The 25,390-nt window shown below is 44.9% G+C and carries 19 protein-coding genes, 5 tRNA genes and 1 other RNA gene; 12 read left to right on the plus strand and 13 right to left on the minus strand.

Going from position 1 to position 25,390, the window contains the following annotated elements; genetic code table 11:
* Positions 1-289 precede the first annotated feature (289 nt).
* The 4 genes from T426_RS0121610 to T426_RS0121625 all read right to left on the minus strand — a co-directional run bounded on the left by T426_RS0121610 (position 290) and on the right by T426_RS0121625 (position 6,947).
* Positions 290-1,246 carry a cell envelope integrity TolA family protein gene (locus tag T426_RS0121610; protein ID WP_025863613.1) on the minus strand — a complete coding sequence of 319 codons (957 nt, stop codon included), beginning with the start codon at positions 1,244-1,246 and terminating at the stop codon, positions 290-292.
* A gap of 7 nt (positions 1,247-1,253) precedes the next feature.
* Positions 1,254-1,667 carry an ExbD/TolR family protein gene (locus tag T426_RS0121615; protein ID WP_025863612.1) on the minus strand — a complete coding sequence of 138 codons (414 nt, stop codon included), beginning with the start codon at positions 1,665-1,667 and terminating at the stop codon, positions 1,254-1,256.
* Positions 1,668-1,679: 12 nt separating this feature from the next.
* Positions 1,680-2,384, minus strand: a complete 705-nt coding sequence (locus T426_RS0121620; RefSeq protein ID WP_025863611.1) for a MotA/TolQ/ExbB proton channel family protein — start codon at positions 2,382-2,384, stop codon at positions 1,680-1,682.
* 87 nt (positions 2,385-2,471) lie between these two features.
* Positions 2,472-6,947 carry a translocation/assembly module TamB domain-containing protein gene (locus T426_RS0121625; protein ID WP_027586273.1) on the minus strand — a complete coding sequence of 1,492 codons (4,476 nt, stop codon included), beginning with the start codon at positions 6,945-6,947 and terminating at the stop codon, positions 2,472-2,474.
* A 171-nt stretch (positions 6,948-7,118) separates the two neighbouring features.
* Between T426_RS0121625 and tsaD the strand changes: the two genes are divergently transcribed.
* Positions 7,119-8,159, plus strand: a complete 1,041-nt coding sequence (tsaD, locus tag T426_RS0121630; RefSeq protein ID WP_025863608.1) for a tRNA (adenosine(37)-N6)-threonylcarbamoyltransferase complex transferase subunit TsaD — start codon at positions 7,119-7,121, stop codon at positions 8,157-8,159.
* A 75-nt stretch (positions 8,160-8,234) separates the two neighbouring features.
* Here the strand turns inward: tsaD and T426_RS0121635 are convergent, their stop codons facing one another.
* The 4 genes from T426_RS0121635 to T426_RS0121650 form a co-directional block, all read right to left on the minus strand.
* A complete protein-coding gene (locus T426_RS0121635) occupies positions 8,235-8,984 on the minus strand; it encodes a sulfite exporter TauE/SafE family protein (protein ID WP_025863607.1) in 750 nt (249 codons plus the stop codon).
* Between the two features lie 57 nt (positions 8,985-9,041).
* Positions 9,042-10,322: a serine hydroxymethyltransferase gene (gene glyA / locus T426_RS0121640; protein ID WP_025863606.1), complete on the minus strand. Its 1,281-nt coding sequence runs from the start codon at positions 10,320-10,322 to the stop codon at positions 9,042-9,044.
* A gap of 153 nt (positions 10,323-10,475) precedes the next feature.
* Positions 10,476-12,248 carry a chloride channel protein gene (locus tag T426_RS0121645; protein WP_036985524.1) on the minus strand — a complete coding sequence of 591 codons (1,773 nt, stop codon included), beginning with the start codon at positions 12,246-12,248 and terminating at the stop codon, positions 10,476-10,478.
* A gap of 75 nt (positions 12,249-12,323) precedes the next feature.
* Positions 12,324-14,102, minus strand: a complete 1,779-nt coding sequence (locus T426_RS0121650; RefSeq protein WP_025863605.1) for a chloride channel protein — start codon at positions 14,100-14,102, stop codon at positions 12,324-12,326.
* 325 nt (positions 14,103-14,427) lie between these two features.
* Here T426_RS0121650 and T426_RS0121660 point away from each other — a divergent pair, with 325 nt between their 5' ends.
* Genes T426_RS0121660 through T426_RS0121670 form a run of 3 tightly spaced genes read left to right on the plus strand, consistent with a single transcriptional unit; the run spans position 14,428 to position 17,918 of the window.
* Complete coding sequence (locus tag T426_RS0121660) at positions 14,428-15,381, plus strand: NAD(P)H-dependent flavin oxidoreductase (RefSeq protein WP_027586275.1); 954 nt, start codon at positions 14,428-14,430, stop codon at positions 15,379-15,381.
* A gap of 9 nt (positions 15,382-15,390) precedes the next feature.
* Positions 15,391-16,638 (plus strand): M16 family metallopeptidase, encoded by a 1,248-nt coding sequence (locus T426_RS0121665; protein ID WP_027586276.1) that lies wholly within the window; start codon positions 15,391-15,393, stop codon positions 16,636-16,638.
* The gene (locus tag T426_RS0121670; RefSeq protein WP_025863604.1) at positions 16,635-17,918 is read left to right on the plus strand and encodes a M16 family metallopeptidase; all 1,284 of its coding nucleotides are present in this window, start codon (positions 16,635-16,637) and stop codon (positions 17,916-17,918) included. The genes T426_RS0121665 and T426_RS0121670 overlap by 4 nt, the downstream gene beginning before the upstream one ends.
* 332 nt (positions 17,919-18,250) lie before the next feature.
* On the opposite strand, the gene T426_RS0121675 is transcribed toward T426_RS0121670, so the two are convergent.
* Both T426_RS0121675 and T426_RS0121680 read right to left on the minus strand, forming a co-directional pair.
* Complete coding sequence (locus T426_RS0121675; protein ID WP_025863603.1) at positions 18,251-19,219, minus strand: glycosyltransferase family 2 protein; 969 nt, start codon at positions 19,217-19,219, stop codon at positions 18,251-18,253.
* A gap of 20 nt (positions 19,220-19,239) precedes the next feature.
* Positions 19,240-19,791, minus strand: coding sequence for a DUF4199 domain-containing protein (locus tag T426_RS0121680; protein ID WP_159103298.1), 552 nt, complete (start codon positions 19,789-19,791; stop codon positions 19,240-19,242).
* Positions 19,792-19,990: 199 nt separating this feature from the next.
* On the opposite strand from T426_RS0121680, the gene ffs reads away from it, so the two are divergent.
* The 6 genes from ffs to T426_RS0121705 all read left to right on the plus strand — a co-directional run bounded on the left by ffs (position 19,991) and on the right by T426_RS0121705 (position 20,829).
* Positions 19,991-20,084: signal recognition particle sRNA small type (gene ffs / locus T426_RS25660), an RNA gene on the plus strand.
* 7 nt (positions 20,085-20,091) lie between these two features.
* Positions 20,092-20,165 (plus strand) — tRNA-Thr (locus tag T426_RS0121685).
* Between the two features lie 25 nt (positions 20,166-20,190).
* Positions 20,191-20,273, plus strand: a tRNA-Tyr gene (locus T426_RS0121690).
* 195 nt (positions 20,274-20,468) lie between these two features.
* Positions 20,469-20,551, plus strand: a tRNA-Tyr gene (locus T426_RS0121695).
* Positions 20,552-20,678: 127 nt separating this feature from the next.
* Positions 20,679-20,751, plus strand: a tRNA-Gly gene (locus T426_RS0121700).
* A 6-nt stretch (positions 20,752-20,757) separates the two neighbouring features.
* Positions 20,758-20,829: transfer RNA gene (locus T426_RS0121705), tRNA-Thr, on the plus strand.
* Positions 20,830-20,866: 37 nt separating this feature from the next.
* On the opposite strand, the gene T426_RS0121710 is transcribed toward T426_RS0121705, so the two are convergent.
* Complete coding sequence (locus tag T426_RS0121710) at positions 20,867-21,445, minus strand: hypothetical protein (protein WP_025863601.1); 579 nt, start codon at positions 21,443-21,445, stop codon at positions 20,867-20,869.
* Positions 21,446-21,464: 19 nt separating this feature from the next.
* Between T426_RS0121710 and T426_RS0121715 the strand changes: the two genes are divergently transcribed.
* Complete coding sequence (locus tag T426_RS0121715; protein ID WP_027586277.1) at positions 21,465-22,259, plus strand: aminotransferase class IV; 795 nt, start codon at positions 21,465-21,467, stop codon at positions 22,257-22,259.
* A 75-nt stretch (positions 22,260-22,334) separates the two neighbouring features.
* Here T426_RS0121715 and T426_RS0121720 read toward each other — a convergent pair whose 3' ends face one another.
* On the minus strand, positions 22,335-22,991 hold the full coding sequence (locus T426_RS0121720) for a PQLLE family protein (RefSeq protein WP_027586278.1): 657 nt from the start codon (positions 22,989-22,991) through the stop codon (positions 22,335-22,337).
* Positions 22,992-23,278: 287 nt separating this feature from the next.
* On the minus strand, positions 23,279-24,061 hold the full coding sequence (locus tag T426_RS0121725) for an NIPSNAP family protein (RefSeq protein ID WP_027586279.1): 783 nt from the start codon (positions 24,059-24,061) through the stop codon (positions 23,279-23,281).
* 174 nt (positions 24,062-24,235) lie between these two features.
* On the opposite strand from T426_RS0121725, the gene T426_RS0121730 reads away from it, so the two are divergent.
* The gene (locus tag T426_RS0121730; RefSeq protein ID WP_036985525.1) at positions 24,236-25,345 is read left to right on the plus strand and encodes an acyltransferase family protein; all 1,110 of its coding nucleotides are present in this window, start codon (positions 24,236-24,238) and stop codon (positions 25,343-25,345) included.
* Positions 25,346-25,390 lie beyond the last annotated feature (45 nt).

Here is a 25,390-nt window from a genome sequence, read left to right on the forward strand (position 1 = left end):
AATCGCACTTTCGCTCCCGGCGAAAGTGACGCAGACCCTGTAATTGAGGAAAAACTCAAATACCGGTCGTTTCACGTATGAAAACACAGTGGCATAATGCCAGGACTTGCCATAAAGGCGGGATTAGGAAGGTTAAGTGTGTGAGATAAGAATCTGTCTTTGAATGTCCCTTTTTCTCCTTTTAACCTCTTTCGTCTGTTCTTTACCTATAAAGACTGAGTACAAATTACAGAAAAAATGCCTCAAAATCAATGCTTATAAAAAATAAAGAAAGTTAAAAAAGAGAAAGTTAATCGAGTACGAAGTGGTAGGTAATGGTTCCTTTTTGGAAAGCGGAAGCGTTGTTATCGGTATTAAAACGGGCGGATAAGGCCGCTTTTTTGGCCGCAGCCAACAATGAGGGATTGATGGTATTGGAGCCTTTCACGCCAGGATTTGCCTGGGTTACTTTTCCATATTTGTCGACGGTTATTTCAACGACAACTGTTCCTTCTTCGTTTCCCGGAAAGTCGGGTTTGGGCAGTCCTCCAACTAAGCTCCGGCCTGAGAGGTTGTAGGTATTTCCACTTCCTCCTCCATTGCCATAACGGTTTACGCCGGGCGAACCATCAGGGCTTCCCTGGTTACCACCACCGTAAGTAACTCCCTGGCTCTTACTATCGGAGCCATTATCGGTTTTTCCGCCGCCAAAAGCTGATTGTGCCCTTGAATTAATCTCCGCTATTTGGCGTTGCTCTTCTTCTTTTTTCTTTCGCTCGGCTTCAGCCTTACGCTGACGTTCCAGCTCAGCCTGACGCTGTTTTTCCAGCTCCTCCTGACGGGCTTTTTCTTCCGCGATCTTCTTTTGGCGCGCAAGTTCTTCCTGTCTTTTCTTCTCCTCGTCGACCTTACTTTTTTTCGTTCCGGAATTAACTGCAGCCGATTCTTCAAAATCCTGCGTCAACACCTTCTCTTTTCCCTGATTAGGTGCTGTTTTGGGTTGTGCTTTTGGTTTACTTACCGGAGGAGGAGTAACAACCGGTTCTTTTTTCTTCTCCACCTTTTTGACTGGCGCCTGTGCTGCTCTCCTGGCAGGTTCTCTGGCCCCGGAGCCTGTGGCTGAATTTCCGAAATCAACTAAAATCCCTTGTTCTTCCGGCAACGGAAGCGGCGTAACAAATCCGAAGAATAATAACAACAAGATAATCACCCCGTGAAACAGGATGGTCCCCAGAATTCCTCTTCTATGTTTACCGATGTTGGACATATAGTTATTATCGGGTTTGTTCGGGACTCGTGGCCAAAATCATTTTATAATGATTTCGTTTGGCAATATTCATCACTTTCACCACTTGTTCAATCGGAACCGATTTCTCAGCATGCAGCGAAATATAGATGTCATTCTTTCCATGCAGCGTTTCCTGCAAATAGGGCTCAATTTCACTGAAATTTACCTTCACCAGACGACCATTATTATTCACATAATAGTTTAGGTCTTTCGTAATCGAAATCGTTGTAAGCGGCTTGGCATTGGTTTGATTGTTGCTCTTCGGAAGCAACATTTTCAGCGCATTGGGGCTAATCAAGGTTGATGTGACCATGAAAAAAATGAGCAACAGGAATACAATGTCCGTCATTGACGACATACTGAAACCCGCGTTCACTTTATTTCTTCGACGTAATGCCATACAAATGCTTGTTTATTTTGCAGGTTCGTGCAGTAAATCCATAAATTCAGAAGTAGTCGCTTCCATTTTAAAAACAACCTTTTCGACGCGTGCCACCAAAATATTGTAGGCAAAGTAGCTGATAATACCAACAATCAATCCGGCAACGGTAGTAACCATGGCCTGATAGATACCGCTTGAAAGCAACGATACATCCACGTTACTTCCGGCATTCGACATATCATAAAAGGCCTGAATCATTCCCATTACGGTTCCGAGGAATCCCAGCATCGGGGCACCTCCGGAAACACTGGCCAAAGTAGGAAGTCCCTTTTCCAATTTGGAAATTTCGAGATTTCCAACATTCTCGATGGCGGTATTCACGTCGTTCAACGGCCGGCCAATGCGTGATACTCCTTTTTCAATCATCCGGGCAACCGGTGTATCGTTGTTACGGCAAAGCGCCAACGCTGCATCGAAACGGCTGTTGTGAATATTATCTTTTATTTGATCGATGAAACGATCGTCTATTTTTGCGGCTCTTTTAATGGCGTAATAACGTTCCACAAAAATGTAAACAGCAATAATCGACAGGAGAAAAATAGGAATCATGATCCAACCACCTTTGAGAACCAGGTCCCAAAACTTCAGTTCGACAGCTCCCTGCGCCGCCTGTGCAGCCATATTGGCCGTATCGGCAGCGGCATCTGTACTTTGGAGGAATAAGAGATTAACCATATGTATTACCGTAATTTCGTTGTGATTTTGATGTCTTGAATATCGCGAAAATATGATGAAAGCAAAAATAATGAATCTTAATTAATCTTACTGACCGGATGACGATTCAGCAGCCTTTTTTCTTTTCTTTTTCAATGCCTGTTCTCGTTTTTTCTCCTGACTTTTCTTAAAATAACGCTGGAACAAATCATCGAAAGAATCGAATTCTTCCCGGAAGGAAATACCAATACCCTGCGTATACGGGCTGGTATCGTATATCAAATCATCGTTGGAGCGGTTGTAAGCTTTCAGCTGCAGTTTCCCCGATTTATCGAGATTCACATAAACTTCCACCTCTCCCACAATCTGGTTGGTATTGCTCGACTGTAAACTACCGTTGTTGCCGATATTACCATTGATAGTCACCCGGTCATCCAGAATCTGGGTGCTCAACGCCACCTCAATTTCCCGGTTACTAACCTGGTCACCCGGACGATAATTGAAACCAATATCGAAATCGTTGCTAATCTGCGAAAGCCAGTTCGACAACTGGTTTGACAACATTTCCGAGGTAGTGGCATTGACCATGCTGGCACCGGTTGTTTCAAAATTCTGGTTACCACGAAGATATTCCGGGGTATAGAACTGTCCCATTACCAGTAAAGAGAGAATCTGTCGGTTAATTTCATCCTGCGTACTAATGTACTGCTGGACTTCATCGCGCGTTCGTTTATCTGCCGTCGGGAATTCAATATCGAATTTAACTGCCGGATTAAAAAGTTTTTTCGAAAGATTTATTTTCACCTCAACCGGAATGCGCCGCGAATAATCACCTTCGTTACTTGTATTCAGCAACAAATCATAGAGCGATGCCCGTAGTTTGTAGACCGCATCTAAATTGACAACAGCATCATACGGGTCGCCATTCCACGAAATGGTTCCTCCCTGTTCAATCCTGAATTTTTTATTGATAACGTTTTGCAGCGTGAAAAGATAATCTCCTTTCTCCACTACATAATCGCCATATACCCTGAAATTTCCTTCCCGGTCGTAAACCAGACGCAGGTTGCCATTCCCCTGTCCTTTAATCACATCACCAATGGTCGAGTCGAAAATGATTTGCACCTTGGCACTAGGCGTTGCCTCTACATCCATGTACATTTCAAAATCCGAATTATTCTCCGGCTTTTTAACGGTCAGATGTTGAGTACTATCGGTTTTTGTCGAATTAACAAAGGTAATAAAGTTATATTCACTCGCCGATTCCGGCCGTTCCATCGGTAGAAATATCTGCGTTCCGGGTTCAGTTCTCAACGAAATGTCGAGCCTCACATGCTGTCTCTCGCCAGTAATCCGAATTCCACCCGAAGCATGAGCCTTCCCGTAGAACAGGTTGTTGTCACGAGCCGTCGTATTCAATACTTCTATATCAGCCGTTGTGACGGACAAATCATACTTCATATCACTGAAGAGTGTATGACGGATGGTACCATCCAAACGAGCAATGTGATTATCCGCGTCTCTCAGTAAGATTCTGTTAAAAATAATTGAATCATTCTTGAAAAATACCGTATCCGAATAATCGTAATTGGTTTTCAGGTAATCGATTCCGATTTTACCACTCTGCACAAAAACATCTCCGTCAAACCGAGGTTTGTCCAGATTCCCCGACATCCTCAGGTTTCCATATCCCTCTCCGCTAAATTGGTCGGCAAAACTCGTCATGAAAGGATACAGCATCTGAAGCGGAACACCTTTTATTTTTGCCAAATAATCCACTCGGTTACTGTCAGGCGTATATGCACCGGAAATGTCGAGCCGATCCTTTCCGTCCGATGTCAGATTCAGGGACGAAACAACCTTTTGCCTTACAGGATCCCAGTTACTTTTTATTGAAACATCACCCAACGGAGTATCCTGAAATATCAGGTCCATAATTCCCAAATCACCCGATACAACCAATTTTCGGTACAGGTTACTAAAACTGGCTTTACCATCAAGCGTACCGCTCATCATCAAATCGCTGTCAAGCAAATCGGAAAAGTCGCCTAATTTCAGGTTCCCAAAAGAGAGATCGAGTTTATCGTCCGGATTTTTAGACACCACACCGTCGACTTTAAACTCTTCCTTCCGGTGATGAACATGAAAATCAGCTACTGTCCAACGGGTTGAATCGATGGTCAGATGCGAAGGTTCGATTTGCCATAAACTATCGGCCACCCAAATTTTCGTCGGATGAATGGCAACTTCGGTGTGATTTCTTCCGGTCACCGAATCACGACTAAACGTGGTCAACGTATTGACCTCACCACTGTAGGTTACCGTATCCGTATTATTCCATGTTAACCACGTAGCCAAACTATCGTTAAACGCTGTATTATTCAGAGTCAGATTGTAAATATCATGCTTCCCTTTCAGGGTTACTTTGTTAATTCCGGCACGAATACTGGTCCTGTCAGCATCGGAGCGCGCCCTTAGAGAGAATCCTTCAATTTCATTGTTCTGATAAGTGATATCCGGAGCGAATCCATCCAGGTTAAAAAGATGTTTGTTGGAATCGAAATTCCCCGAAATCCGCACGGGAGGCTTCGCTTCCAATTCCGGAAGGAAAAACTTACTCAGCTGATCTGACTCCTTGAGCTGTAAATTGAAATGAAACCGATTTTCTCCAACAGCCTGTTTCCCGGCAAATGGTAGCTTAGCCGATGGCAGGTAATGCTGTACATAATCGCGGAATGACAGAAGAATATCATTGAAGCGGTATTTTCCATCCATATCCAGATCAACAAAGTCGGAACGAAGGGAAATGGAGTTGTGCTCGGGCGAATTCTCCGTCTTCAGATTCACACCCGATAAATCCAATGTTCCAATGTCGCGGGTATAACTGATCTGGTCGAAGTTTATTTCCCCGTTCATGTTATCGAAATTGCTTCCGCGGAAATTGGCTTCCAATCCAAATGAAACGCTGGCATTTTTTACTTTTTTGTCCAAACCGAGTACATAAAGATTGGCCTTATCAACCGTTGTCGTAAAATTGAAAACCGGAATTTTCGGTTCCAAATCGGCCTTACCAGAGAAGAAGAATTGCAGGTTCGGATCGTCTGCATAGATTTCCCCGTCGAACCCTCGCTCCCGCGCATTTCCATTCAGATATATCGATTTGATGCGGTAATTGTTGTAATACAAGCTATCGATCATCCCCTGAATTTTCGCACTAAATTTCCCATTGCCCAAACGGGTTCCATTCAATTTGGTACGCATCGATATAGCTCCCAACGATTGATTATTCAGCACCTTTCCCAAATCGAAAGAACGGGTAATCACTCGTCCTTCAAAATCGACCTTTCCATTTTCGGTCGGTTTAAAGGCAAGGTCACTGGAAATCTGTCCCAAATCTCCGTTGAGCGTACCATAAGCCACAAAATCCGACGGGAATCCGGTAAAGTTTCCCCGGTAGGTTAGCTGAACACTGTCGAGTAATTGCTTCGGAATCCGAATGGGCTTCATTCCTTCCGGCAACTTCAGTGCCGCTAAATCACGAAAATCAAACGTGTTGTCGTAAAACTTAAAGAAGATGTAGGTCTTTTGCCAGTCGGGCAATCCCTGCATATCGAGGTCAGCCTGAAAACGGGTGTATTTCCCGATTCTGAATTTGAAATCCCGAATCTTGAAGTTATCCACGGTTCCTCTGACCACCCCTGAGAAGTGAAACGGTGCGTCCATTCCCCACAGCGACGGCACGAAATAGGCTAAATCATGCAACGACACACGGGAATCGTTAAACTGCGAATTGACCTGATAATTATTCAGTTTCGACAAGAATGGATACAGCTCATCGTTCTGAGTCAACTCAGTCGAATCGACAGGTATGGTTCGGGGACTAAATTGCAACTCCGCCGCATCCAGTCTTGTGCTGTCTGTCTCCAGAAAGAAGTTCGTAGCAGTAAACGTCGACGAGTCAATCCGGGCATTAAAAGCGATGTTTTTTACCGCAAACCCTGATTTTTCTTTAAAGGATAGATGATCGATGCGAAAGGACATAGCCGAATCGGCATCCTGATAATCAAGGAGAGACAAATTCAGATTATGAACAGCAACATCATGAAAATTAACCCCATGCTTATGAGGATTGGTACCACTGAGCTGTCGGTATTTGAATTCCGAATTTCGTAAATGAACATTGTCGAATGTAACTTTCCACGGATGAACGGTGTCAGCCGGCATCGCATTAAGCGAATCAATCAAAAATTGAAGATTCAGCTTCGATGAATCCTTTCGCAGATTGACCTCTGCGTCCCACAAATAGAGATTACTGAAGTGGACGCTCCGCTTCTGCAAACGAATACTGTCGATATCGGCCTTAACGTTTTTCGCATAAATTAACGTGTCGTTGGCCTGATCCTTAATTAAGACTCCTTCCAGTACAATCTGGTGAAAGAGCGCAATATCGACCCCCTGTACACTCACCTGCGTATTCAGCGTGGCCGAAAGTTGTTGCGTCACCCACTGCACCACCCTCAACTGAACTTTGTTGGAACGGAAAGTAAGATAAGCCAGCACCGGTAACGACACAAGTACCAGCAAGGCAATCAGTAATATTTTATGGCTTTTTTTAATACTTTTGCGCTTTTATGAAGAAACATTCTCTCCGGAAATCATGTTAATATTGGGGCACATAAAAATAGGTTTTTTTCAACAGACAATCCAAGTATTCAACAGCTGTCTGCACCAAATTTTTCAAGGAAAATATACACAATGAATAACAAGGAAAATATTGTCATTTTAGGTATAGAATCCTCCTGCGATGATACTTCTGCTGCCATCATTCAGAATGGTGTCATTAAGAGTAACGAAGTAGCTGGCCAGGCTGTTCACAAAGCATATGGCGGAGTTGTTCCTGAACTGGCCTCGCGGGCGCACCAGCAGAATATTATTCCCGTTGTTGATCAAGCCATTAAAAAGGCCGGTATCTCCCGCGATCAAATTTCAGCCGTAGCCTTTACACGAGGGCCTGGATTGTTGGGTTCCTTGTTAGTCGGAACATCTTTTGCCAAAGGTTTTGCCTTGGCTTCCGGCATTCCGCTCATCGAAATTAACCACTTGCAAGGACATGTGCTGGCACATTTCATCAAAGAAGACGAAAATGATGATTCTGCCCCAAACTTCCCGTTCCTCTGCCTGTTGGTTTCCGGGGGAAACTCACAAATAATCATTGTGCGCGACTACCTCGACATGGAGGTTATCGGACAAACCATCGACGATGCAGCCGGCGAAGCTTTCGACAAGTGTGCCAAAGTGATGGGACTCCCCTATCCCGGCGGCCCGTTAATCGACAAGCTGGCCAAAGAGGGAGATCCGAAAGCGTTTAAATTTGCTGAACCAAAAATTAAGGGACTGGATTACAGCTTCAGTGGACTAAAAACATCTTTCCTTTATTTCATCCGCGACAACATCAAAAACAATCCCGACTTCATCGAAGAGAACAAATCGGACATTTGTGCTTCTATTCAGCATACCATCATCAAAGTGTTGCTGGCCAAATTAAAAAGAGCGGCTAAAGAAACCGGCATCAAAGAGATTACCATTGCCGGTGGAGTTTCGGCCAACAGCGGTTTACGCGAAACGTTGCAAAAAGAAGCCGAAAAACACAATTGGAAACTGCACATTCCGAAATTTGCCTACACCACCGATAATGCAGCCATGATTGCCATCACCGGTTACTACAAATACCTGAAAGGCGAATTTGTCGGTCAGGATGTCGCGCCGTTCTCGCGGATGGTCATCAATGAAAAATAAGACAACGAATAAAATATTCAGGGGGAAGCCTGGCAGCAACAGCCGGGCTTTCTTTTTTCCCTTCCGGGAAGAATATCAGAAGACGTTAAATAATTTCAACGTCACGACTACCAGCGCCAACAGAAGAAAATATTTCACCACTTTAGGGCCCCAGCTAACCGCAAACTTAGCTCCGACAACTGCTCCCAACATATTCCCGACAGCCAGGATTAAACCAGCTTTCAAATCCACCTGGTGATTAAAAAAGAAAACAGCCAGTGCCAAAGGAGTATAGAGTAGTATGATCCATTTCTTCACCGCGTTACCACGAACGAGATCGTATCCGCTTCCCATTACCAATCCTGCCAGCAGCAAAAATCCGGTTCCCACCTGAATAAAACCTCCGTACATCCCAATGAAGAAAAAGAGTAGATACTGCCACCAAACGGGACGTTCGGGATCGGCTATCATGCTTCGCTCCCATGTTTTTGGTTTCAATAATACCAGAAAAAACATGAGCCCCAGCACCACGGCAATTACCCGCCGCATGATCTCTTCATTCAAATCAGCCGCAATAAAAGCACCGGGTATGGCTCCGATTACTGCCGGAATGGCCAGCCTCGAATCGACTTTCAGATTAATGGCTTTGTTATCACGAAAGGTTTTTACACCGGCAATATTCTGCAGCAAAATGGCTACGCGGTTGGTTCCGTTGGCTACACCCGCCGGAAGCCCCAGAAACATCAGCATTGGCAGTGTCAGCATGGAGCCTCCGCCTGCTAAGGTGTTGACAAATCCGGCCAGAAAACCGACACCAATTAAACCTGCAATCAGATACCATTCCATAAAAAAAGGGGCTGTTAAAATCAGCCCCTAATTTCGAAAAAATATTTTAAGTCCCGCTTACCATGCGAAAATCGGGAAGTCTTTCATCATCTCATTCACTTTTCCGCGAACACGGTCGAGCGTTGCTTCGTCGTCGATGTTGCTAATCACTTCATCAATCAAGTCAACGATTAACGGCATGTGCTCTTCTTTCAGTCCACGGGTAGTGATGGCCGGAGTTCCGACGCGCAAACCAGAAGTCTGGAAAGGAGAACGGCTATCGAACGGTACCATGTTTTTGTTGATGGTAATGTCGGCCAAAACCAGTGTATTTTCCACTTTTTTTCCGGTAATATCCGGAAATTTGGTTCGCAGGTCAATCAACATGGAGTGATTATCGGTTCCTCCGGAAATCACTTTGTACCCTTTGTCGATAAATGCCTGAGCCATTACCCTGGCGTTTTTCTGCACCTGTTGCTGGTATTCTTTATATTCCGGCTTCAGTGCTTCGCCAAATGAAACGGCTTTGGCTGCAATTACATGCTCGAGTGGTCCACCCTGAATACCGGGGAATACAGCTGAATTGAGCAATGCAGACATCATCCGCACCTCACCTTTCTTCGTAGTAATCCCCCATGGATTTTCAAAATCTTTACCCATCAGGATAATACCACCACGCGGACCACGCAGGGTTTTATGCGTAGTTGAAGTTACAATGTGCGCGTATTTTACCGGGTTATCCAGTAGGCCGGCAGCAATCAAACCAGCCGGGTGCGCCATGTCCACCATGTAAATAGCTCCAATCTTGTCTGCAATTTCGCGCATCCGTTTATAATCCCACTCACGTGAATAAGCCGAAGCACCACCGATAATCAACTTCGGCTTTTCTTTCAGCGCCAGCTCTTCCATCATGTCGTAATCCACCATGCCGGTATCTTCCTTCACTTTGTAGGCAATCGGATTATAAAGCAGACCGGATGAGTTAACCGGCGAACCATGTGAAAGGTGACCGCCGTGCGACAGGTCGAGTCCCATGAATGTATCTCCAGGCTTCAGAACCGTCATCAAAACCGCCATGTTGGCCTGCGCACCTGAGTGCGGCTGCACGTTGGCATATTCGGCATCAAACAGCTCTTTGATCCGGTCGATGGCCAGTTGTTCCACTTCATCAACATGCTGACATCCGCCGTAATAACGATGTCCGGGGTAACCCTCTGCATATTTGTTGGTCAGGCACGAGCCCATGGCTGCCATCACCTGCTCCGATACAAAGTTCTCCGAAGCAATCAATTCAATTCCGTTCCGCTGTCGCTGGTCTTCTTTTTCGATGATTTCAAAAACCTGGGTATCTTTTTTCATGGTAAAAATTTAATCTGTTTTGTGTTGCCCAAAGGTACAATTTTTCGTCCCTTTTTCGGTTGCGCCAAGATGTTACGAAATGCAAATTTAAACTATGGATAATCTCATGGTTTCTTCGCCAACCTTATGTTCTATAATAGCTTTTATCTTTGGTTATTCCGAAAAGTGGACGAGCACGTTGCGGTAGGCGTTAAAAATCGTCGCCTTTGAAATAAATCCGATGTATTTTCCATCCTCCAGAACAGGTAAATTCCACGCTCTCGTTTCATGAAACTTTTTCATCACACTTTCCATCCGTTCATCTTTCGAGACTGTTGTCGGTGGCATAGTCATTACATCCGTGACGAATGTTTTGTCGTACATCTCGTTGTTGAACATGATTTCCCGAATATCATCCAGCAGGACAATTCCCTCGAATCGGTTGTTTTTGTCCACTACCGGGAAAATGTTTCGTTTCGATTTGGAAATCACTTTCACCAGCTCGCCCAAATTGGCATCTACCGACACGGTTTGTAAATCCGTCTCAATCACATTCCGGAGTTTCAACAACGTCAGTATGGCTTTATCCTTGTCATGTGTGATCAGTTCTCCTCGCTGTGCGAGGCGTATGTGGTAAATAGAATGTTGTTCAAACGGCATGATAGTCAGGTACGAAACAGCACTGGTAATCATGAGTGGAACAAACAAACTGAAGCCTCCGGTAATTTCAGCGATGAGGAAGATGGCCGTCATCGGGGCATGCATGACGCCCGCCATGGCGCCGGCCATGCCCACCAAAGCAAAGTTACGCGCCGGAACGGAAATATTTCCAAAAAGTAACAACTGGGCCAACAGAAACCCGGCCATTCCTCCCATGAACAGCGTCGGAGCAAAAATACCTCCAATCCCTCCGGCTCCGGTGGTAACCGCCGATGCAACGACTTTCATCACCAATATGACGGCGATAATGACCAAAAAGAGTACATGATTGTCCTGTAATCCGACAAAAATGGAATTCTTCAGAATCTCGGCACTGCGTTCATTTAATATGGCATCGATTGAAAAATATCCTTCACCCCACAGGGATGGAAACAGGAAAACCAGAATTCCCAAAATACCGCCGCCAATCAATACTTTCATCAGCGGATTCCTGATTTTGTGAAATTTCCCTTCGATGTACATCGATCCTCGGGTAAAGAGCAACGAGATGAAACCACAAAAAACGCCCAACAAAATATACCACGGTACATTTTTAATGTCGAATGATTCGGCCAGTTTAAAAGTGAAATGATATCCCTGTCCCATGAAGAAGAAGGTTAGGGTAGCTGAAGTAACAGCTGATATCAACAGTGGAATCAACGACGACATTGTCAGGTCGAGCATCAACACCTCGATGGCAAACAGCAAACCGGCCAATGGTGCCTTAAAAATTCCGGCAATAGCTCCGGCCGCACCGCAACCTACCATCAACGTCATCATCCGGTAGTTGAGCCGAAACATTCGCGCGATGTTCGAACCAATAGAAGAACCGGTTAGTACAACGGGGGCCTCCGCTCCCACCGAGCCACCAAAGCCAATGGTAATCACACTGGCAATCATCGAAGTGAAAGTGTTGTGGACTTTGATGATACTTTTTTTGTTAGAGATAGCGAACAAAATTTTCGACACGCCATGCCCGATATCGTCTTTCACCACATACTTCACAAAAAGCGTGGTAACAAGGATACCAATAAACGGATAAGCCAGGTATTGATAACTCTGTCCGTATGACGAAAAATCATGCGTCAAATAATGATTGGCGAGATGAATGGCATTTTTCAGAAGAATGGCTGCAAGGCCGCTGAGTAATCCAACGGTCAGGCTAAGCAGAATGGTTAGTTGGTGCTCGTTTAAGTGTTTTAGCCGCCACTCCCGAATAGTAACCGGTATATCAGCTAAGTTTTTCATGATGCGCAAAAGTAGGTCTAATTCATGTTACGCAACATCAATTTACGGTAATCTTTGCATTAATAAAATAATGGTTTAATCGTGCGAAAAGTGTCTTAACATTTTCTGGTAAGCAGAAAACACTCTTGCCCGCGAAATGAATCCCACATATTTACCTTCATCAATCACCGCCAGGTTATACCGACCACACGAATGGAACTTATCGGCTACCTCCTGCATTGAGTCGTTACTGGAGACATAAAATTCAGGCATGTACATCAAATCCTTCACCTTGACCTTCTCGTATTTATCCGGCCGGAAAATAAGGTGGCGTACATCATCCATCTTCAGCATGCCCCGCATATGATTTTCATTATCCACTACAGGGAAAATATTCCGGTGCGAAACTTCAATAATTTTCACCAAATCGCCAAGGCTGGCGTCCGCATTCACCGGTTTGAAATCGGTTTCAATCAGTTTGTTTACCTTCATCATCGACAATACCGCTTTGTTCTTGTCGTGTGTAAACAACTCTTTGCGTTGAGCCAACTGGTATGTATAAACCGAATTTTTCACGAACAAACGAACTGTCAGGTACGACACCGACGCCACAATCATCAGCGGAACAAACATTTTGTATCCGCCGGTCAATTCGGCAATCAGGAATATTCCGGTTAACGGTGCGTGCAGCACTCCGGCAATCAGCCCCGCCATTGCGATGAGGGCAAATGTATTTTCATTCACCACATGAATTCCAGTGGTATTCAGAAAAAGAGCGAATAACATTCCGGTATGCACTCCCATGAATAGCGTCGGCGCGAAAATACCTCCAACACCTCCAGCCCCGAAAGTAATACTGGTTGCAAAAATCTTCACCAATATCAGTAGGATGATGAAAACAAATACGGAGTAAATGTTTCCACGCATGAAGTCGAAAAGGGAATTATCGTAGAGATACCCCATATGTCCCTGGAGACAGCTGTTAATTGGGTTATAGCCTTCACCAAATAGAGGAGGAAAAAGAAAAACAATTACTCCCAACAGCACTCCACCGATTAACAATCGCTTCCATTCACTCGACATTCCATCGAACCATTTACTGATGAGCCGGTAAATTTTGGAAAAGTAAGCTGAAACCAAACCTGTTACAACGCCCAGTAAAATATACCAGGGAAGATCACCATGAGTGAAGGTTGCCTGAAACTTAAAAGGATACAATACATCCTGCCCCAGGAAGAAATAAGATGTGATCACAGCTGTTATGGATGAAACCAGCAACGGAATCAGGGAAAAGGAAGTCAAATCAATCATGATCACCTCAACTGCAAAAACGATGGCTGTGATGGGAGCTTTGAAGATAGCTGCCATGGCAGCCGCCGAGGCACATCCCAACATCAGCATTATCTGTTTGTACTCCAGGTGAAACAGAATAGCCAGATTCGACCCAATGGCTGCACCTGTTGCCACCGTTGGTCCCTCCAATCCAACCGAACCACCAAATCCAACTGTTAGCGAACTGGTGATAATAGACGAAAACATGTTGTGCCGCCTGATTTTCCCGTTACGCTGTGAGAGGGAATACAGTACATTGGGAATCCCGTGTCGAACCGGCCTCTTTACCACATATTTGATAACAAGAACCGTAAGCGAAAGACCGAAGATGGGGAATATGAAATTGAAGTAGGTATGAATCTTTTCTGGAATGAAATTGTCTAGTAGTCCATCAATGAACCAAACCGAATTTTTAATAATCACTGCGGAAAAACCACCACCAATGCCCACCACAATACTGAGCATGATAATAAAGGTTCCCGGTTTTATATGAGTCAGCCTCCACTTATGAAATCGGGCCAATGGGGTATTCAGGTACGACATGCTATTCCTATCTGCTATATTTTCCTGTTCTGAAAGCGCCATAAAAGTAAGAAAAAACCAGTAAGTTCAACATTTTAACCGGACTCATACAACCTCCTGACAGTCATACGCGACGACGAAAACGGTATGCAGACTCGCTACATTCACCTCCTTCTTCTCATCTTCGAATTGACAGATTTTAGCTTCGAATTGACAAGTCAAGTTACGAAAACAAAACCTTTCATGCCGAGAAAGTGTTGCTATGAATTCGTCCTTCATAATACTTTTCACAATACATTTGAGGGAGGTTTGAATAAGCTATCTTTACCTTTTTATTCAGAAAAATATGGCACAAAATAAAATAGGCGAACTCTTCAACATCGAATTTCCCATCATTCAGGCAGGCATGGTTTGGTGTTCCGGCTGGCGTCTGGCCTCCGCGGTAAGTAACCATGGCGGATTAGGCATCATCGGAGCTGGATCGATGCACCCCGACACATTGGAAGAGCATATCCGGAAGGCCCGAAAAGCCACATCTAAACCGTTTGGTGTAAATGTTCCCCTGCTCTATCCCGAGATGGATAAAGTCATGGACATACTGATTCGTGAGAAAGTGGAGATTGTGTTTACCTCAGCGGGAAACCCCAAAAAATGGACCCCGTTCCTGAAAGAACATGGGATGACGGTAGTTCATGTGGTATCCTCGGCCAAATTTGCCTTAAAGGCGGAAGAAGCCGGTGTAGATGCAGTCGTTGCTGAAGGTTTTGAAGCTGGTGGTCATAATGGTCGCGAGGAAACCACCACCATGACCTTGATTCCGGCCGTGCGGAGAGCGACGAAACTTCCGCTGATTGCAGCCGGGGGAATTGGAACAGGCGCAGCGATGGTTGCCGCTATGGCTTTGGGTGCCGATGGCGTTCAGATTGGCTCCCGTTTCGCTGTAGCGGAAGAATCCTCAGCCCACCGACTATTTAAACAACGCGTGGTTGATGCTGTTGAAGGAGACACCAAGCTCATGTTGAAAAAGCTGGCGCCCGTTCGTTTGATGAAAAACCACTTTTTCGATTTGGTTTCACAAGCCGAAGAACGCTGTGACGATGCAGATGAATTAAGAACCCTGCTCGGGAAAGGGCGTTCCAGGAAAGGAATTTTCGAAGGTGATATGGAAGACGGTGAACTGGAAATCGGCCAGGTTTCTTCCATCATCGACCGTATTCAGCCGGTGTCGGAAATTATGGAAGAGCTGATAAACGATTACCGAAAAACGCTTGAAACGCTTCAGCAACATTCACCTTTTTAACAACAGTATATGATTTCATTTGAAAAACATACACTTCCCAATGGCCTCAAAGTCATTGTTCATCAGGATAAAGTAACACCATTTGCGGCCGTTAATGTGGCATATAATGTGGGTTCCAAGCATGAAAACCCCGACAGGACCGGATTCGCGCACTTGTTCGAGCACCTCACTTTCGGCGGAAGCCGGCATGTACCCGACTTCGATACACCGGTACAGCAGGCAGGAGGTTCGAACAACGCCTTTACTACAGTCGATCTCACTAATTACTATATCACTCTTCCGGCGCAAAATATCGAAACAGCCATGTGGATTGAGTCGGACCGTATACTGGAACCGGCCTTTACAAACGAAATACTGAGTAGGGAGAAAAAAGTGGTCATCGAAGAGTTCAACCAGCGTTACCTCAACCAGCCATACGGCGATGTATGGCATTTGATTCGTGACCTGGCCTATAAGGTGCATCCTTACCGCTGGCCAACCATTGGCAGCACGCCCGACCATGTTGCTCAGGCGACCCTGGACGAGGTGAAGCAATTCTTTTACAATCACTACGCCCCCAACAACGCGGTGCTGGTTCTTTCCGGGAATATTGTTCCCGATAACGCTTTCCGACTGGCCGAAAAATGGTTCAGCGAAGTTCCCTTCCGGGAATTGAAAAATCCTCCAAGACAACCTGAGCCAGAGCAGACAGAAAACAGAGAACTGACAGTGGAGCGTGATGTTCCGATGGATGCATTCTACATCGGGTGGCATATGGGAGCCCGCGATGCCGACGACTTTTTTGCCGCCGATTTGCTTTCTGATATTCTTTCGAACGGAAAATCTTCCCGATTCCAGCAAAGGTTAGTGAAGGAGAAAAAACTTTTCAACGAACTGGATGCTTTCCTTTCGGGAGAAAATGATCCCGGCCTTTTCACGGTAGTGGGCAGAGTGAATCCGGGAATTGGTTTTGACAAGGCCAAAAAGGCCGTGCTCGATGAAATACAAAAAACGGTTCAGGAAAAACCGCTGGACTATGAGTTGGAGAAAGTGAAAAACAAAGTGGAAGCACATCTGCTCTATCACGAAGTCGGATATCTCGACAATGCCATCCAGCTGGCCAATTACGAACTATTGGGCGATGCTGCTCAAATCAACGAACAGGTAGAGCACTACCGTAAAGTAACACCGGATGATATCCTTCGCGTTGCCGGAAAAATCTTCCGCGAAGGAAACATGAATACCCTGAACTACTTATCGAAGAAAGACGGAAAATGATAAACCCCAATAGAAATCAACAACCGGACATTTCTCCGGTAGGCAAAATAAACTTCCTGGAACCGGAAAAACATCAGCTGAGCAACGGTTCATCAGTTTACCTGATGCATGGCGGTGAGCAGGAGATTGTGAAACTCGATTTTTTATTCCGCGCCGGCAGCTGGTACGATAAACGCAAGCTTGATAGCGTAATGGCAGCATCGATGCTGCACGAAGGTACTACTTCACGAACCGCTGCGCAGTTAGCAGACACGTTCGATTTTTACGGAGCACAATTTAGTGCCAGTCCGTATTACGATAACAGCTACGTTTCGTTTCTCAGCCTGAAAAAGCACTTACCAACGCTCCTTCCGGTTGTGGCCGATATTTTCAGAGATTCGGTTTTTCCGGAAAATGAATTTGAAATTCTGCGGCAAAAACGGAAACAAAAAGCACTGGTCGACTCGAAAACCGTTAGCATAACCGCTCAACGCACTTTTCTGCGCAAGATTATGGGAAATCAACATCCGTATGCACCAATCAATTCATTCGATTTGTACGATAAGGTCACCCGCGATCATGCTCACGAGTTCTACCGGAATCACTACACCTCGGAACGAATGAATATCATTGCTTCAGGACTTGTGGACAATGAGACATTGGCTATTCTGGAAGAATCGTTTGGTACACCATGGGGAGGTTCAACAGATTATGCCCCCGACATAAGCCACTTACAACTTCCGGCTCCCGAAAAGGTCGACATCCATAAAAAGGGAGCTTCGCAAAATGCCATTGCCATTGGCCGGTTGATGCCCACACGGAATCATCCGGATTATCCTGCGTTAAAAGTACTGATTACCTTGCTTGGTGGCTTTTATGGCTCGCGCCTGATGAAGAATCTCCGGGAAGACAAAGGCTACACATATTCGGTGCATTCTTCGTCTATTCCCTTTTTACATCAGGGCATTTTTCTGACGTTCTCGGAAGTGGGAACGGAAGTTTCCGCGGATGCGGTAAAACAGATTTACCACGAAATGGAACGGTTGCAAAATGAACTGGTTCCGGAAGATGAACTGGAGATGGTCCGCAGTTATATGATGGGTCGTGTTTTGCGCGAATTCGATGGCCCATTTGCCATGTCGCAAAGCTTTGAAACCATTTTTGAGTTTGGATTAACTTACGGATACTACGAACGGCTTATCAAAACCATCCGGAATATCACGCCAACAGAAATTCAGGATTTGGCTCAGCAATATTTATCGCCCGATTCGATGACGCAAGTAGTTGCCGGAAACGTATAGACGTTCAATAAGAGAGGCAACTCAAATAGCAGATAAAATCCCCGTAGCAGCAGGTGCCCGCCCTGTAGCAACGCATCGTTGCCATGTAGCAATGCACAAGTGCTCTGTAGAAACGCACCGTTGCCATGTAGCAATGCACGGTTACCCTGTAGCAGGCCATGCCACGCGAGAAGCAACACAAAACGGACCCGTAGCAAGCCATGCACAACGAGAAGCAACGCATGACCTGATACGGTTTATGAATACTGCTGAAGTAATACAAAAAACAGGATATACAGCCGGGGTACCCATGTCTGTATATCCTGTTTCGGATTATAAAAAGATTAATCCGGTTACGATTCTTTCCCTTCTATATCGGTTTTTGTTTCGATGAGATACACATTTCGTTCGCTGGCGCTACGGGAAATCAGTTCGCCCAAAAAGCCGGCCAGGAAAAGTTGCGTTCCCATAAGCATGAACGAAAGCGCCAGGTAGAAATACGGACTCTCAGTCACTTTGGCCGCGTGTATGCCATTGGCCACACAATACAGCTTGTAACCGCCCAACCATAACGATGCCAGGAAACCGATGACAAACATAAACGTTCCCATCGTTCCGAACAGGTGCATCGGTCGTTTCCCAAAGCGGGAAATGAAATAAATGGACATCAAATCGAGGTAGCCGTAAATGAAGCGGCTCAAACCAAATTTGGTTTTGCCATACTTCCGGGCACGGTGTTGAACCACCTTCTCTCCTATCTGTGTAAAACCAGCCTGTTTGGCAATGTAGGGAATGTAGCGGTGCATTTCACCGTATACTTCGATACTCTTCACCACCTTGCTGCGATACGCTTTCAAACCACAGTTAAAATCGTGCAATTTGATGCCGGTTACTTTGCTGGCAGTAAAATTGTAGAGTTTGCTCGGTAGTGTTTTGGAAATCGGATCGTATCGTTTCTTCTTCCAACCCGAAACCAAATCGTATCCGCCTTCAACAACCATGCGGTACAGTTCCGGGATTTCATCGGGACTGTCCTGTAAATCGGCATCCATGGTAATCACCACATCTCCTCTCACTTCTTCGAAAGCAGTGTGTAGCGCGGCCGATTTTCCGTAATTGCGACGAAAACGAACGCCGCGGGCGTGTTCATCTTCCCGGGCTTTTTCCTCAATCCATTTCCACGAGCCATCGTTACTGCCATCATCCACATACACTACTTCGAATGAAAAACCATGCTCATTCATCACCCTTGTGATCCACGCGTGCAGTTCGGGCAGCGACTCTTCCTCATTAAATAAAGGGACTACAACCGATATATCCATCTGGCAAAAGCTCTTTCTTTTTAATTCTGTTCTTCCTCGTCCACTACTTCACCGAAAGGTTCTTCGGGATTTCGTTTAAAGAAAATTCCAAGAATCAAAGAAAAGATAAATCCGAATAAGGTCAAAGTAAAGACTTGCGAAACACCCATGATGGCCGGTGTCATCATCTTCTTAGCCATTTGCATGATGGTTTCCACCTGATCTTCCGACATGCCATGTTCCAAATAGGTTTGCTCGGTATAGATATACAGCTTATCAATCAATCCCGTATCGATAAATTTATACAGGATGAAAATAAAAAATCCAAACAGGATTGATGCAAAAAACGATTGCGCAGTTCCCAGTCCCAAGGCTCTGCCGTAAGGCATTCCATCAGTCCCGTTCTTCTCACGGAACAGGTACATACCCCAGCCGATTCCACCGAAAAGCAATGCATACACAATATATGACGCTACCTTGGAAAACGGATTTCCGGTTACGTAGAATATTACCTGCGTCAGAATGAGCGCTAGTCCTAAATACAACCCATAGGACATGGCTGAACTAAATACCGATTTACTTTGATTTTCCATGATCATGATTTTTCAATAAACATAAAACAAAGATACCCTTTTTGCGCGAACGGGACTCCATTCAGCAAAAAGTTGCATTAAAAAAAAAAAACAGATACCGGACTGAAAATAAAATCCTTATTCTGTGCAGCGAAAAAAAAACATCCCCAATCCCCCCATTTTGTTTGGTACGAATGCTTTTTTTTCTACTTTTGCCGCCGGGTAAGTCCTACGCGACTAGCTCCTGCTGAATTCCCCCAGGGTCGGAAGGCAGCAAGGGTAGGCGGTTGTAGCAGTGCGACGTAGATCGCTTACCCACTTGCCGGATTAGCTCAGTTGGCCAGAGCACGTGATTTGTAATCTCGGGGTCGTCAGTTCGAATCTGACATCCGGCTCAAAAAAGTTCTTTATACGATTGTTGGGGAGATACCAAAGTGGCCAACTGGGGCAGACTGTAAATCTGCTGGCTTATGCCTTCGTAGGTTCGAATCCTGCTCTCCCCACACAGATGATGTTTCGAAGTCGACAATGATTCATCATGATGTGCATAACGTAAGCCTATTTTCGAAGCGAAAGTAAGGCTTTTTTTTACGCCCTATTTGTGGCATTATGTTCTTAATTTTTTTGTCGGTAACATTTTATTTATTTGCTTTGCATTCCCATAAAAACGGGACATAGCGGATAATTAAAACATCAACGGGGAGATACCAAAGTGGCCAACTGGGGCAGACTGTAAATCTGCTGGCTTATGCCTTCGTAGGTTCGAATCCTGCTCTCCCCACCGAAGCTCAGCAAATGAATGCTGAACGTTCTTTTACTGGTTGTTTTTCCGGAAAGTTGAAAAAAGGAAGTTTTCTCAACTGATTTCACCCGCTACAGGCTTTTATCGCCTGGTAAAATATGTATCTGCGGGAGTAGCTCAGCTGATAGAGCATCAGCCTTCCAAGCTGAGGGTCGCGGGTTTGAATCCCGTCTCCCGCTCAATTCGCCGATGTAGCTCAGGGGTAGAGCGCTTCCTTGGTAAGGAAGAGGTCACGAGTTCAATTCTCGTCATCGGCTCACGAAAGCCTGGTTCAACCGACCGGGCTTTTTTCGTTTATACCATCTCCATCAATCTCCCGATTCCCCTGTCCCGAACAATGCGTTTCACCGGCGACAAACCAAGCAGCGACGAACGAATCTCATTTACGAATGAGACATTAAACCAGTTTTCCGGTTGCTCAGCACCTTTTATTTTTACCGCAATTACGGTGCGTAGTGTAGAACCGCGTACCCGGAAAGTAAGCTCGCTGTATTTTGCCGGATGAAAATGAATGTAGCGGTCTGTATCTCGTCCTTCCATGAATATCCATTTCGAGTCATCGGGAAGTAGCAAAAAACGATATCTCTTCGCATTGTTCAACCATTCCCGGTAGGATGACAAGTTGAAAGCTCTTTCCTCCAAGAGCCTGGATGAAACTGTATCCAATAGTTCCTGCACTGATAACGTCCCCGAATAAATATCGGTCATGGGAGCACCAATTCCCGAAAGGATTTCCTCTAATTCCTTATCTTCCTGTTTATGGTCAGTTGCGTCAGTAATGAACTGCCGAATGCAGCCCAGATGATGCTTCAGTGGATTGTAAATAAAGGGCGACGGAACGTCAAAATAATTATGTACTTTTAAACTTCCCATTTCAATAAATGTACGCAATATGGCGCAAATGCGATCGGAGGATCATCCCATGTCATCCAACTTTCCGGTGGAGCTTTACGAAGTAATTCGAGTTATCCGGAAAGTTCCGCTTTTTCTGGAGGAACACCTGAACCGGTTATATCAATCGGCCCGGTTGGCCGAAGTACATCACTTGCCCGGCCCGGTCGCACTGGAGGAAAAGCTGATTTCGTTTTTGCGTAATAGCGATGTTTCGGAAGGAAATATCCGGCTATCGTTAACCGTTAGTTCGGAAGAGGATGTACCCGAACCAGCGCTGGCATTTATTCCGCACCGTTATCCGGAAGACCGGAACTTTGCCGAAGGTGTTCGGCTAAGAACACTGATGGCTCAGCGTGAGTTGCCTAACGCGAAAATCTACCGCCCGGTATTGCGCCAACGAACCGATGAAATTATTGCGCATGGGAAGTATTATGAAGTATTGCTGGTCAATCACGAAGGTTACATCACCGAAGGAAGTCGCTCCAACATATTTTTCGTCAAAGGAAATCGCTTGTACACTCCTCCTACAATGCAAGTGTTGCCGGGCGTCACCCGGAAAGTCATTCTTCGTTTATGCATCGAAAACGACATCCTGATAAGTGAAGAACCGATTAAATTGTCGGAGCTGGATACGTTCGATGCGGTATTTATTTCGGGAACATCCGTTAAGGTTTTGCCCGTTTCACATATCGATCATCACGAATTTGACAATGGGAATATGCTCGTCAGAAGAATTGGACGCCTGTACGACGAACAGATTGAATCCTACATCCGAAATAAAATTATGCCTTAATTCTTTGGGCGATACGCCTCAAAAAAAAGGTCCGCCTGCATTAGACGAACCTTATGTTTGATTACTACTTATTCTTTAATTCATTGCAATAGGAATACCCAGTATTTCAAGTGTCTGGGGTTCTCCTTCAAAAGCAATCCGGTTGATTTCGACGAACCGGTCGTACCAGTTCTCCAGGTCGCGAATTTTTTTCTCCAAATCCACCACCTCTTTTATTTCGGAACCTTTTTGCTTTCGGTATTCCCGGAAAACCTGTCGCATAATATCAATTAAATGACGTGCCTGTATTAATTCACTTTCCGGCACATTAACTTTCAGCATGGCCTCTTTTATTGATTCGTTTTCCATCAAAGAGCCGTAAAAAACGTCAGCCTGAGAAAGCCATTTCTCGTAATCGGGATGTTCCGGATAAGTATGTCTCCAGATCCCTTTTGCTTCTGCATCTTCCATTTCCTGCACTAGCTGACGGTGCCGGTTATAGAAGCTTTCAAAATCGGTTTTTACTGTTTTAAATGATTCAAGTAACAAACGTTCTTTCCCGTCATAATTATCCGGCAAACGATTCAACCGGATAACTTCTTCCAGAAGATTACGTGCTGAATGCACCGCACCAAAATCGTAACCATAATTTGCCAACCGTGTCATGATTTCGGGTTCGCTCAGGATGCGGTAAATAGAATTCTCAATTCTGGCCAGCGTCGTAGCCATTCTTTTGTCTCGATTTGTAATCATAATGGGAAGTTTTTTGGGGATGGATAATTAAACTTCAATGCATTCAAGTTACACAATATATCATACGTACTATTTCATTCTGTTAAGCACTTAACAATTGTTTCAATTTTTTTACATCCGATGAGTATTCCCGTTGCTTAGCCTATTCGAACGTGCTATTCAATTGAATCAAAATTCACTTTGCTCTCGTTTCCATTCATACTGGAAAGGCCACAAAAGGATACAAAAAAAGAGGAAGTTTTTTGTACCTCCCCTTTGTATTTTTATTCTATCCGAATCTGTCATTCCTATATCTGGGAATAACTTAGTGGTTCATAAAACCGGTTGACAATTTCAGAAACCGTATTAGCATATTCCGGCTTGTCTTTCATCTGCTTCCACCCTTCGCTCTCACCAAATTTTTTCCACAGGGCATCTCGTTCTTCCATATTGTTAAAACTGAGCATATAAGTTAACGATGGCATGGTGTCGCCGGCCAATACTTTACCAAAAAACAAAGGAGAAAGTCCAACTTCATTGAATAATGCCAGCTCCTCCCTGTTGAACATCTCTATTTTCCGTCTTCCTGCATCTTCACTGTAACTTTGATAATTGCGCAGTTCAAACACTTTCGGTTCCCCTGAAGGAATTTTTATTTCGGGAAAACCCGAAAAGGCTTCCAACAAGTAAGTCGTATAACGGGAATATACGTAATCATCGACTGAAAGGGCATTGTACTTTTTCGATGCTTCCTGGAAAATCGTATTCTCAGCCAATTCCTCCTTCACCTTGAAAAAGTCTTTACCGGAATCGTAAGGAATTAGCAAAAGCATCCTGGCAGGATATCTGGCCTTCAACTCCCTAAAAACACCCACATGCTCAACGCCCGCCCTGTTCAGTGCCGGAATTAATGCATACCTAAAATATTGATCGAGGAACTCCTGCCTTTCGAGACGAACCAGTTCATAATCCCGTAATTCGTAAAACTGTTTATGGGAAGAAGAGGCTCTTCCGGCTCCAAAAACATTTGCGGATACAGCCGTACTTGCAGTCCCCAGTATGGCGGAACGAAGAAAGTTGCGACGTTTCATGGTTGTTTTATTAGTTTGGTTAATAGACTTATTAATTTACACAGTTTGCAGAAGGATTACAAACCGACCGACTTCATCAGCTTTTCCCTTTTCTGAGAATGAGAGTTTTACCTATCTTCAGGGAGGCTTTCTCCCTTCCGGGAAATCGAAAACGGACGAAATAACCGAATTACCATGAATCAACAAACAGCTACCACGCTGAAGACTGACCGCATTTTTGCCATCGACTTCTTTCGTGGAATTACCATGTTCCTGCTCATTGGCGAATCAACTCATTTGTTTCATTACCTGGTTGATCCCTCACTTGATGGAACCCTTATTTCTGCCATTGGCACACAATTACATCATCATCCTTGGAATGGGCTTCGTTTTTGGGATTTAATCCAGCCGTTTTTCATGTTCATTGTTGGCGTTTCTATGCCATTTTCCTTCGGGAAGCGTTGGCAGCGCGGAGCCCCTTGGAGCCTGACCTTCCGCCATGCCCTAAAACGCTCATTCCTGCTGTTATTTTTTGGTTGGGCCCTATACTGCATTGGCCCGGGTAAATTGACCTTCGAGTTATGGAATGTTCTGGCACAACTGTCATTTACTTACCTGGTCGCGTTTCTCTTGATGCGAAAATCCATTCCTACCCAAATCATCGTCACATTTCTGCTTCTAATCGGTTCCGAATTGCTGTACCGCTTATTTTGGGTGCCCGGATTTAACCAGCCTTTTACGCCCGACCACAATTTCGGCTCGTGGGTCGATTTGCAACTAATGGGCAAACTTTCGGGCGGACATTGGGTGGCTTTCAACGCAGTTCCAACCACTGCCCACACGATGTGGGGCGTATTGGCCGGCATGGTACTGAAAAGCAGCCGTCCCAACCGAAAGAAAATTCAGATACTGTTACTTGCCGGTTTAATTGGAATTATCATAGGCTATGCGCTTAATCCGGTTACGCCAATTATCAAACGCATCTGCACCAGTTCCTTTGTTCTGGCCAGCGGAGGCTGGAGTTTCATCGCTTTGGCACTCTCCTTCTGGATCATCGATGTAGTTGGTTTTAAAAAAGCACCTGCATTTTTCGCCATCGTCGGGATGAACCCGTTGTTCATCTATTTACTGACCAACACCGGCGGTTCCGGATGGCTTTGGGGAATAGTCAAACCGTTTAGCTTTGGCATTTTCGGCTGGATGGGAAAAGTCCCGACAGAAATAATCACCGCATCTATCGTTTGGTTTTTATTGTGGTATATCTGCTATTTCCTCTACAAGAGAAAGATTTTTATTCGGATCTAAATCCATAAAAAAAGCCACCCTAAAAAAGGTGGCTTTTCAATTATT

The sequence above is a fragment of the Prolixibacter bellariivorans ATCC BAA-1284 genome, from assembly GCF_000621705.1.
Lineage (GTDB): Bacteria > Bacteroidota > Bacteroidia > Bacteroidales > Prolixibacteraceae > Prolixibacter > Prolixibacter bellariivorans.